This is a genomic window from Mesorhizobium sp. M1A.F.Ca.IN.020.06.1.1, assembly GCF_004023265.1.
GTDB lineage: Bacteria > Pseudomonadota > Alphaproteobacteria > Rhizobiales > Rhizobiaceae > Mesorhizobium.
Genome location: NZ_RZSR01000153.1, coordinates 1 through 8,622, shown reverse-complemented (window position 1 = coordinate 8,622; position 8,622 = coordinate 1). Strand labels below are relative to the sequence as shown.

16 protein-coding genes are annotated in these 8,622 nt (G+C 62.2%); all 16 read left to right on the top strand.

Annotation, left to right across the window (positions count from 1 at the left end):
• On the top strand, nt 1–247 hold a 247-nt coding region (locus tag EOA60_RS09630), incomplete at its 5' end, for a hypothetical protein (protein ID WP_206628115.1).
• A gap of 66 nt (nt 248–313) precedes the next feature.
• Nucleotides 314–1,288 (top strand): lambda-exonuclease family protein, encoded by a 975-nt coding sequence (locus EOA60_RS09625; RefSeq protein WP_127334862.1) that lies wholly within the window; start codon nt 314–316, stop codon nt 1,286–1,288.
• Between the two features lie 38 nt (nt 1,289–1,326).
• On the top strand, nt 1,327–2,535 hold the full coding sequence (locus tag EOA60_RS09620; protein WP_127334861.1) for a hypothetical protein: 1,209 nt from the start codon (nt 1,327–1,329) through the stop codon (nt 2,533–2,535).
• Nucleotides 2,536–2,566: 31 nt separating this feature from the next.
• Nucleotides 2,567–2,857: a hypothetical protein gene (locus EOA60_RS09615; protein ID WP_127216211.1), complete on the top strand. Its 291-nt coding sequence runs from the start codon at nt 2,567–2,569 to the stop codon at nt 2,855–2,857.
• Nucleotides 2,854–3,222 (top strand): hypothetical protein, encoded by a 369-nt coding sequence (locus EOA60_RS09610; RefSeq protein ID WP_127334860.1) that lies wholly within the window; start codon nt 2,854–2,856, stop codon nt 3,220–3,222. Before EOA60_RS09615 ends, EOA60_RS09610 begins: the two co-directional genes overlap by 4 nt.
• The gene (locus tag EOA60_RS09605) at nt 3,222–4,004 is read left to right on the top strand and encodes a DUF3820 family protein (protein ID WP_127334859.1); all 783 of its coding nucleotides are present in this window, start codon (nt 3,222–3,224) and stop codon (nt 4,002–4,004) included. Before EOA60_RS09610 ends, EOA60_RS09605 begins: the two co-directional genes overlap by 1 nt.
• The gene (locus tag EOA60_RS09600; RefSeq protein ID WP_206522077.1) at nt 4,004–4,411 is read left to right on the top strand and encodes a hypothetical protein; all 408 of its coding nucleotides are present in this window, start codon (nt 4,004–4,006) and stop codon (nt 4,409–4,411) included. Before EOA60_RS09605 ends, EOA60_RS09600 begins: the two co-directional genes overlap by 1 nt.
• Nucleotides 4,411–4,614 carry an HTH domain-containing protein gene (locus EOA60_RS09595; RefSeq protein WP_127334858.1) on the top strand — a complete coding sequence of 68 codons (204 nt, stop codon included), beginning with the start codon at nt 4,411–4,413 and terminating at the stop codon, nt 4,612–4,614. The genes EOA60_RS09600 and EOA60_RS09595 overlap by 1 nt, the downstream gene beginning before the upstream one ends.
• Complete coding sequence (locus tag EOA60_RS39670) at nt 4,611–4,742, top strand: hypothetical protein (RefSeq protein WP_281060363.1); 132 nt, start codon at nt 4,611–4,613, stop codon at nt 4,740–4,742. The genes EOA60_RS09595 and EOA60_RS39670 overlap by 4 nt, the downstream gene beginning before the upstream one ends.
• Nucleotides 4,742–4,951, top strand: coding sequence for a hypothetical protein (locus EOA60_RS09590; protein WP_127334857.1), 210 nt, complete (start codon nt 4,742–4,744; stop codon nt 4,949–4,951). The genes EOA60_RS39670 and EOA60_RS09590 overlap by 1 nt, the downstream gene beginning before the upstream one ends.
• Before the next feature lie 8 nt (nt 4,952–4,959).
• A complete protein-coding gene (locus EOA60_RS09585) occupies nt 4,960–5,520 on the top strand; it encodes a hypothetical protein (RefSeq protein WP_127334856.1) in 561 nt (186 codons plus the stop codon).
• On the top strand, nt 5,521–6,030 hold the full coding sequence (gene ssb / locus EOA60_RS09580; protein WP_127334855.1) for a single-stranded DNA-binding protein: 510 nt from the start codon (nt 5,521–5,523) through the stop codon (nt 6,028–6,030).
• Nucleotides 6,030–7,133, top strand: coding sequence for a hypothetical protein (locus EOA60_RS09575; RefSeq protein ID WP_127334854.1), 1,104 nt, complete (start codon nt 6,030–6,032; stop codon nt 7,131–7,133). Before ssb ends, EOA60_RS09575 begins: the two co-directional genes overlap by 1 nt.
• Complete coding sequence (locus EOA60_RS09570) at nt 7,130–7,834, top strand: hypothetical protein (RefSeq protein ID WP_127334853.1); 705 nt, start codon at nt 7,130–7,132, stop codon at nt 7,832–7,834. The genes EOA60_RS09575 and EOA60_RS09570 overlap by 4 nt, the downstream gene beginning before the upstream one ends.
• The gene (locus EOA60_RS09565; protein ID WP_127334852.1) at nt 7,831–8,370 is read left to right on the top strand and encodes a hypothetical protein; all 540 of its coding nucleotides are present in this window, start codon (nt 7,831–7,833) and stop codon (nt 8,368–8,370) included. The genes EOA60_RS09570 and EOA60_RS09565 overlap by 4 nt, the downstream gene beginning before the upstream one ends.
• An 18-nt stretch (nt 8,371–8,388) precedes the next feature.
• Nucleotides 8,389–8,622, top strand: a 234-nt coding sequence (locus EOA60_RS09560; RefSeq protein WP_164899246.1) for a helix-turn-helix domain-containing protein, incomplete at its 3' end; no start/stop codon positions are given.

Genomic DNA, 8,622 nt, shown 5'->3' with positions numbered 1-8,622 from the left:
GTGGCACACGGAAGGGATGTACGTTTTCCCCCGTGGATATCAGAGCAACCCGGTCTGCGGAGTGAGCCGATACCTTGGGCAGGATAGCGGCGAAATTTCAGCCAACGCGCGTCTGATTGCCTCCGCTCCCGACATGCTCGCCGTCCTTCAGCAAGTCGAAGCTGAAATGGCAGCTGGTTTCGGTTCGTCATTCGGCGAAACGCGCGAGCAAGTCCGCCGCGCCATCGCAAAAGCAACCGGTGCCTAACCCACCCATCAACACCACTCGCAGTCCCGCACAGTCGGCGGCTTCACAATCGAATGGAAACTGACCATGGATAGCTTCGAAAGCATCGGCGAACTCGCCGCCGGCGTCGTCGGCAACATCGAGATCATCAAGCCGGCAAACCGGGCGGAATGGCTGGCGGCGCGCAAACGCGATGTCACCGCGTCCGACGCATCGGCCTTGCTGGGCATCCATCCCTATACCACCTCATATGAGCTTTGGGCGCAGAAGACCGGCCGCAAGCCGGACGAGGAAGACAACGAGGTGTTCCGGCGCGGCCGCGCGCTCGAATTCGTGGCGATCGACTTCCTGCGGGAGGATTACCCCGACTGGAAGATCACCCACAGCTACAACAATCGCTACTTCCGCGATCCCGTCGGACGCATCGGCGCGACGCCCGACGCCTTTGTCACCATCCCCGGCCGGCCCGGGAAAGGCATCATCCAGATCAAGTCGGCCTCCGATTTCTCGGTCAAAAACTGGATTGACCCGGAAACCAAGCAGATCACGCCGCCGCTCTACGTCGCCGTCCAGGCGCTGATCGAGGCCGAGTTGACGAAGGCGAGCTACGCCATGGTGGCGCTGATCGTCTCCGGTCACGGCATGAAGCTGCACCCGCCGATCGATATCCCGCTCACCCCGGCGCTGATGACGCGCGTTCGCGCCGAAGTCGCGGATTTCTGGCGCGTCGTCGCCGAAGGGCGGCATCCCGCGCCCGACTGGAAGCGCGACGGTGAACTGCTCGAAGACCTCTACCAGCCCGACGGCCGCATCATCGACCTGTCGAAAGACAACCTGCTGCCGGCGATCTGCGACGAGAAGGCCCGTATCGCTTCCGAAAAGAGCGCGATCGACAAGCGCCTGAAAGAGATCAGGGCCGAGTTGCTCGACAAGATGGGTGGCGCTTCGGCAGCCAGGATTTCGGATGGTCGAACGATCACGGCCAAGACCGTCGAGCGGGCCGGCTACGAGGTCAAACCCACCAGCTACATCGATCTGCGCGTGAAAAGCGCACGCCTGTAGGCGCGCCCGGCAAGTCCGAGAAACAGGAGAATTTCCAGATGAACGCTCTCACCAAAACTGAAAACGTCGACCCCTCGACTGGCGAGATCACGACAACTGGTCTTCCCGCCGGTTACCAGGCCGGCAACCAGAGCCTGGCGGTGTCGATCGCCATGGCCGAGGTGGACCAGCAGATCACGACTGCGCACGCTTATCCCCGCAGCGTCGACCTCGCCGTCAAGAACATCCTGACCCTCGCGACGCTCGACGAGGAAACTGCGAAGGAATGCGTCTACGCCCTCCCGCGTGGCGGCAAGCCGATCAAGGGACCGTCGATTCGCCTCGCCGAGATAATCCAGTCCCAATGGGGAAACAATCGCGTCGGCACGCGCGTCGTGCACGTCGACCGGATTGAGAAATACATCGAGGCCGAAGGCGTTTTCCACGACCTCGAGACGAACTCGGCGACGACATCGCGCGTCCGCCGGCGCATCGTGGACAGCAGAGGCAAGCTCTACAACGACGACATGATCATCGTGACCGGCAACGCTGCCGCGTCGATCGCGAAGCGCAACGCCATCCTCGCCGGTGTTCCGAAGGCGGTCTGGCGGAAGGCCTATGGCGAGGTTGAGCGCGTCATTGTCGGCGATGTCACCACGATGGCGGAGAAGCGGGAAGACGCCATGAAGGCCTTTGCGGCATTCGGCGTCACCCCGGAGCGCATCTTCGCGGCGCTGGAGATCGGCGGCCTCGCCGACATCAACCTTGAGCATTACACGACCCTGATCGGCATGCACCAGGCGCTGCGCAGCGGTGAAGCGACCGTCGAAGAGATGTTCCCCGTCGCTAAGCCGAAGGCCGATCAGCCGGCCGACCTCAAAGGCAAGCTCGACAAGCTGGCCGAGGGGAAGGACCAACCATCCACCGCCGGTGACCAGCCGGCAAAGCAGCAGGAAACTCAGGAATCGGACGCCGGATCTTCTCCGTCTGGCTCCGATGCGCCCGGCAAGCAGGCCTCAACGCCAAAGGCGACTGCTACCGAGCAAAAGCCGTCGTCCGCCCCCGTCCCCCCGGCGGACGACGGCGATCCCATCGCCGTGGCGACGCGTCTCGGGCGCGCCGCTTATCGCAATGATCTCAGCGAGCGCGCCGTCCCGGCCGACTACAAGCAGAAGGGCAGGGAGGCTGAAAAGGCGGCTTGGATCGCCGGCTTCCGCGACGAGGCCGACAAGGATGCGCCGGAGCCCGGCTCGGTCGAGGAGGACTGAGACGATGGGCCTTTTTCAACTTAGAAGGGCGATGCACGAGGTCGAACTTGTCGAAACCGACTTCAAGCCCGACACCCTGATACAACTGTCCTTGCTGGACCGCAGCGCGCAGAAGGTCGGCGAAACACTGGACCGGCTGCGGGCCGGCGAGACCGACCTCGCGCAGCAGATCGCAACGCTCAGCGAGGAACTTAGGCAGACCCGCATAGCGATCACGGCCTTCGAAGCCGCCGGCGCCGTCCTCGACGGTACCAAGCAGCCGGCTATTGCCGATGATCCCCATACGGTCGAGCGGCAGGTGCCGCGGGCGGTGTCGGCATGATGAAGTTCCGCAAAGGTGATCTTGTGTCGATCACGGCCAGGGTCAAATACGACCAGAACGACGAGGGCGTCGTCTGGCTGATCGTTGGTCGCGGCCAAGATGCGATGGTCAAGACATCCGACATCACGATGGTGTCGCCACACTTCAACGTCGGCGACCCCGTCATACATTCCAACGGCGCGACCGGCTTCGTCCGTGCTGTCCAAGACAGCCATGCATGGGTTGAACTTGACGACAAGACCGGTTTTGCGACTTGGGCGGCCGCAGAATTGCGCCTGATCGGAAACGAGCCGGCTAGCCACGAATATGAGAGGCCTTCGTCCCGCCTGGTGATTTCTGGCGAAGAGCCGGAGGTGGTATTCTGATGGTCGCTCCTCTCTCCCTCATACGCGTGGCCGATACCGAGACCACCGGCCTGTCCGACCCGAAGGAGCTAGTTGAGATCGGATGGACCGATGTCCGACTCTTCCCGACCGGATGGGTGATCGAGAGCGGTCCCCACGCTCGTTTCGTGAACCCGGGAATGCCGATCACGCCCGGAGCACGCGCGTCACACCATATCACCGATGAGGAAGCGGCGACCGGCGTTGCGCCCGATGATGCCCGCGCCCTGATCGAAAACGGGGTGGATTTTCTCTGTTTCCACAATGCAGCTTTCGACACGCCGCTGATCAAAAGCACCAAGCCGACCATATGCACCTTCAAATGTGCGAAAGAGGTCTACCCGGACCTCGAATCCCACAAGAACGGCGCAATCTGGTACGCGCTTGGTCTAGGAGGCGGCGCGAAGCAGATGGAGCCCGTGCACCGCGCCGGCCCGGATAGCTGGACGACCGCCCACATCTTGCTCGATCTTTTGCGAGTTCTGCCCGTCGAGACCATGGTCGACATCTCGGCCAACCCTCTGCGGCTGCTGAAAATCAATTTCGGCAAGTATGCCGGCACGCCGTTCTCCGATCTCCCGACCGACTACCTCGATTGGATTCTGCACAAGTCCGATATGCGTAACGATCCCGACAAAGAGGATGTCGTCCACACCTCGCGCCTGGAATGGGCCAAACGCAATACCGAACCGTCACAGCCGTGGTTGACCACCAACGTTGCCACCGATCCCGACGCGTGGCGCAAAGAGATGGAGAAATTCTGATGGACGCCGAGACCCAAACTGGACCCGCAGAACCGGAACAGCCGTTCGAGTGGATGATGGTCGAAATCTTCGGTCATCGATCCCATTGGGGTCGCGGCATTGAGGTAGAGCGCTTCGGCGCCAAGATGCTGCGCATCGACGTCCCGCAGGTTGAGTGGTCGACGCCGTCGGCCGAGAAGCCGGAGCCGCAGCTCATCGTTACCGGCTGGGTGTCGCACTTTTACGGCGGCGCCTCGATCTTCTCCAACACGTTGACGGACGAGGCCACGGTGTTGCGGCGCTGCGCACCATATCGGAAGCCGGCGCTATACATCGCGCCGCCGGACGAGGTTCCGGACGACGACTTCGCGCCTCCGCTTTCCCACATCGAGCCTCCGTCGGAATTTGACGAAGAGGAGCCATTCTGATGTCCAGCTCCGTCACCCGAGCCGGCGCGGTCCTGGCCGCGCTTGAGGATCACCAGATCAAGACAGCGGATCACCTCGCCGCCAGCGTCGGCGTCTCCCCGCGCACGATCTACCGCTACATGCGCGACCTCCGCGCCGCCGGCCATCCGATCCTGTCGGGTGCCGGCATGGGCTACCTCCTGAAGGAAAGGCCGTCGAAATGACCAGCGAACACAGGCTGTGGGCGATCTTCTGGATTGCGTTCTTCGTATCCATCGTCGCGGTGCGCATCGCGAGCCACGACGGCTGCCTCGCCTTCTGCACCAACATCGCAAGCTCCGGAGCGAACTGATGAAGGTCAAGCGAGCCGAAACGATCGCGTTCTTCCTCTGCGACGAGTGCAGCGCCGTTCATATCGGCCTGTGGCGCAACGGCCAGATGTTCGCCGAGGCGATCCCAATCGATCCTGACGCGGTGGTCGAAGACCTGCAGGCTACCATCGCCGAGAGCAAGGCGCGACAGGGCATCACAAACACGCCGGCCGTCGGTCACAGGCATTGAGATCAGAGATGGAAGCTCAACTCGCAAAACGTGGCGGTCGCTTCATTGACCTGAGCGGCAAAAGGTATGGTCGCCTTGTCGTCAAGGGCCTCTCGCACGTCGCGGATACGAAGCACATCTACCGCTGCGAGTGTGACTGCGGCGAAGAGGTCTTTGCACGCGGCGAGCATCTGAAGCAGGGCCGCAAGATATCATGCGGCTGCGCTAAGAAGGCTCGAGCGCAGCGGCAGGGTTGGGCAAACCGGACCCATGGCGCATCCAGTTGCGCCGGCACGAAGCCGCCGAGCGCTACCTACAAGACCTGGAAGTCGATGAAGGAGCGGTGTCTCTCGCCGCGCCACAAAAGCTACGACCGATACGGCGGACGCGGCATCACGATCTGCGACCGGTGGCTAAACGGCGAAGGCGGACTATCCGGCTTCGAATGCTTCCTCGCCGACATGGGCGAGCGTCCAAGCCAAACACATTCAATCGATCGCCACCCCGACAACGACGGCAATTACGAGCCCGGCAATTGCCGGTGGGCGACGCCGTCGGAACAACACTGGACACAGCGGAAGGAAGGCTAAATGGCCGGTTCACTGAATCGCGTGATGCTGATCGGAAATTTGGGCGCTGATCCCGACATCAAACGCCTGAACAGCGGCGACACGGTCGTCAATCTACGTATCGCCACCTCAGAATCCTGGCGCGACAAGAACAGCGGTGAACGCCGCGAAAAGACGGAATGGCACCAAGTGTGCATCTACAACGAGGGTATCGCCAAGGTCGCAGAGCAATATCTGAAGAAGGGGATGAAGGTCTACGTCGAGGGCCAGCTGCAGACGCGCAAGTGGCAGAAAGACGGCGAGGACCGCTACACCACGGAGATCGTTCTGCAGAAGTTCCGGGGCGAGCTTCAGATGCTCGACAGCAAGAACGATGGCGATCGCAACGAGGGCCGCTCCCAGCGCAACGATGACTATGGATCGCGCAACGGCGGCGGTCGGCAGAGCGATTTTGGCGGCGGAGGGCAGGGCGGAAGGCCCTCATCCAGAGAACTTGACGACGAAATTCCATTTTTTATGGAGTGGCGCTGATGGCCGCGCGCACCCCCGAACAAGTCTCAAGCGATCCGGCACAGCCCACACGCGATCTTGGGCTGGCGGCATTCACGAAATACTTCGTGAAGAACTATCCAGGCCCAGACACGATCATCCATAAGCCCGAATGGCACGCTCCAAAGCTCTATCGTGCCGCGATCGACGCATACCGTCGCGCGGCCCGTTCCGTACCGGAAGCGGGGAAGGCGGTGGACGAGACGCTGACAGCACTGTCAGGGTTTCTCGTGTTCCTCAAGGATATGAGGTTCACTGGCTCATGGGACTTGCCAACACTCAACCGCGCCATAGAGGTAGGCGAAACGATCGCGGAGCAGCAGGCCGCCCTCGCATCCGTCCCAGCACCATCAGGAGATGAGCCGGCTTGGGGACAGGCGGTCAGAGCGGCCACTCGTGAAAGCCACGCCAGCATCTATGCCGTAGGTGCCCCACAGGCGGTACCGGCAGAGGATATCGCGGGCCTGGTCGAGCGGCTGAATGACATCATTACCGATCAGCGCGCTGACCAGCGTGAGTACGGCGGAGCGGCTGTTAACCCTGACGTATTAAGCGAAGCCGCCGCCGCGCTCACCAGCCTCTCTGCCGAACGGGATGCGCTTGCAAAGAAGGTTCAGGCTTTCCGGAATGATGGCCTTGTGCAGGCCGCCATTGCCCGTCAAGGCGCCCTGCAAGAGGAATTGGACGAGGCGCGCGAAGCAAACCGCAAGCTGCATCGTCGCGTGCAGAAGTTCGAAGGCGCGGAGACGTCATTCCGCATGTCTTTCGCTTCGTGGGCCAAGGTTCTATTCCGAGCCGAAAGCACACCGGAGCGCCGGCCTGACTTTGAGTCATGGCAACGTGAAATCGACAAGGAATTCGCCAGCGGCAGAGCGGAAGCAGCAGAGGCCCGCGCCACCGCCTCCGAAGCCGAAGCCTCAGATCTGCGCAGGAAGCTGGAGGAGAGGGACGAGGCTTTGAAGCCATTCGCCACTTTCAGTGATCACAAGACGAGCTACGTGGAATTGCCTGTTCGCTGGTGCATAGCCGCCGCCCGCGCCCTCGCCGCATCCCCCGCCGCACAGACCGATGGAGGTGGGGAATGACCGACCGCCCCATCCTATTTTCTGGCTCCATGATCCGCGCGCTGCTCGCCGGCACGAAGACGCAAACCAGGCGTGTCCTGCAGGGCCTCGGGGACCAGCCGATCGTCGAGTACGACGGCATGTATATGTGGAAGCAGGGATATCGATGGGGCGCGGTGACCGATCCGAAGTTTCCGCCCGGTGTGCGCTTCGCCATCGGCGACCGCCTGTGGGTGCGCGAGGCTTGGCGGACCGAAAGCCGCGCCTATGACGATCTGGCCCCGACCGATATGGGCGGCGAAGAAACCGTCATCTTCGAAGCAGACGCCGATTGGAAGCTCAATAAATCGGTCGGCCGCCTTCGGCAGGGCATGCACATGCCGCGCTGGGCGTCGCGCCTCACACTCATCGTCACCGAGGTGCGCGTCCAGCGGCTGCAGGAGATCAGCGAGGAGGATGCCGCTGCGGAGGGGCTGCTTTCTTGGCGGTATCAGGACTGTGATGGCGACCCTAAACTCGATGGTCGCCCATACAAGGCCACCTTGTGGCACTGGGCCCAGCCGGAGACCGAGTTTGACGGGTTCTCCTCCGCTACCGGAGCCTACCGCGATCTCTGGGATCACCTCAACGAGGCGCGCGGCTACGGCTGGGCGACGAACCCCTGGGTGATCGCCGTCTCATTCACGGTCGAGCGGCGCAATATCGACGTGGGGCGACCATGACAGATCGACCACACCCAACCGTTGTCCATCGCTATGCCATCCCGCTCGATGTCGCACTGGAACAGCTCATCGGCAGGGAGGCGACCGACGCCGAGGGCTGGAATGCCTCGGTTCAAGGTGATGATCTGGTGATCGAGGTTGTCGCGCCGGCATATGTCGGGCGCACGGTCGAGGTACCCGATGATTTCGATGTCGAAAAACTCTGTGACGCGATTCTTGCTGGCGAATTCAAGCTATCGCCGGCAGAGCCACGACCACCGCCCTCCGGTGAGACGCAGAAAATTAACACGCCCGAGAAGCCGAAGGGTGGGCCGCTCGCGCAGCGGGCCGGGATCATGTGCGGTGAGCGTGGTTTCTGGACCTTCATCACCAAGCGGTTCGGCGTCGCTATCGCCTCGGCCGACGAGGCCGCCGTCTGGCTAAAGGCGCGCTGCGGCGTCGAAAGCCGCGTCGAATTCGACCACATCGAAGCCAAGGCAGCAAACTTCCGCGAGATCGACAAGCTCTACCGGCTTTGGCTCGAGGGATTCGACTGAAATGTGGGGACCGCGTCCATGCCGCTCTTGACGCCGGAACAAGCGTGCGCCGAACTTGGGATCGGCGAGGACACGCTCCGCGCCCTCCGCAAGGCCGGCGAGATCCCGTATGTGAACATCGGTCAGGGGAAGAAGCGCGAGACACCGCGGTATGAGCTCGACGATCTGAACGCCTGGAAGGCGAAACGAAAGAAGGTCGCATCATGTCCGTCTATCGAAGGACCGATTCCAAGGACGGCGTCTATTCGCTGT

Coding starts and splice junctions, on each gene's coding strand:
- EOA60_RS09620 (WP_127334861.1), top strand. CDS start 1,327: ATGAACGCTCTCACCAAAACTGAAAACGTCGACCCCTCGACTGGCGAG.
- EOA60_RS09595 (WP_127334858.1), top strand. CDS start 4,411: ATGTCCAGCTCCGTCACCCGAGCCGGCGCGGTCCTGGCCGCGCTTGAG.
- ssb (WP_127334855.1), top strand. CDS start 5,521: ATGGCCGGTTCACTGAATCGCGTGATGCTGATCGGAAATTTGGGCGCT.
- EOA60_RS09565 (WP_127334852.1), top strand. CDS start 7,831: ATGACAGATCGACCACACCCAACCGTTGTCCATCGCTATGCCATCCCG.
- EOA60_RS09605 (WP_127334859.1), top strand. CDS start 3,222: ATGGTCGCTCCTCTCTCCCTCATACGCGTGGCCGATACCGAGACCACC.
- EOA60_RS09590 (WP_127334857.1), top strand. CDS start 4,742: ATGAAGGTCAAGCGAGCCGAAACGATCGCGTTCTTCCTCTGCGACGAG.
- EOA60_RS09600 (WP_206522077.1), top strand. CDS start 4,004: ATGGACGCCGAGACCCAAACTGGACCCGCAGAACCGGAACAGCCGTTC.
- EOA60_RS09615 (WP_127216211.1), top strand. CDS start 2,567: ATGCACGAGGTCGAACTTGTCGAAACCGACTTCAAGCCCGACACCCTG.
- EOA60_RS09570 (WP_127334853.1), top strand. CDS start 7,130: ATGACCGACCGCCCCATCCTATTTTCTGGCTCCATGATCCGCGCGCTG.
- EOA60_RS09575 (WP_127334854.1), top strand. CDS start 6,030: ATGGCCGCGCGCACCCCCGAACAAGTCTCAAGCGATCCGGCACAGCCC.
- EOA60_RS09585 (WP_127334856.1), top strand. CDS start 4,960: ATGGAAGCTCAACTCGCAAAACGTGGCGGTCGCTTCATTGACCTGAGC.
- EOA60_RS39670 (WP_281060363.1), top strand. CDS start 4,611: ATGACCAGCGAACACAGGCTGTGGGCGATCTTCTGGATTGCGTTCTTC.
- EOA60_RS09625 (WP_127334862.1), top strand. CDS start 314: ATGGATAGCTTCGAAAGCATCGGCGAACTCGCCGCCGGCGTCGTCGGC.
- EOA60_RS09610 (WP_127334860.1), top strand. CDS start 2,854: ATGATGAAGTTCCGCAAAGGTGATCTTGTGTCGATCACGGCCAGGGTC.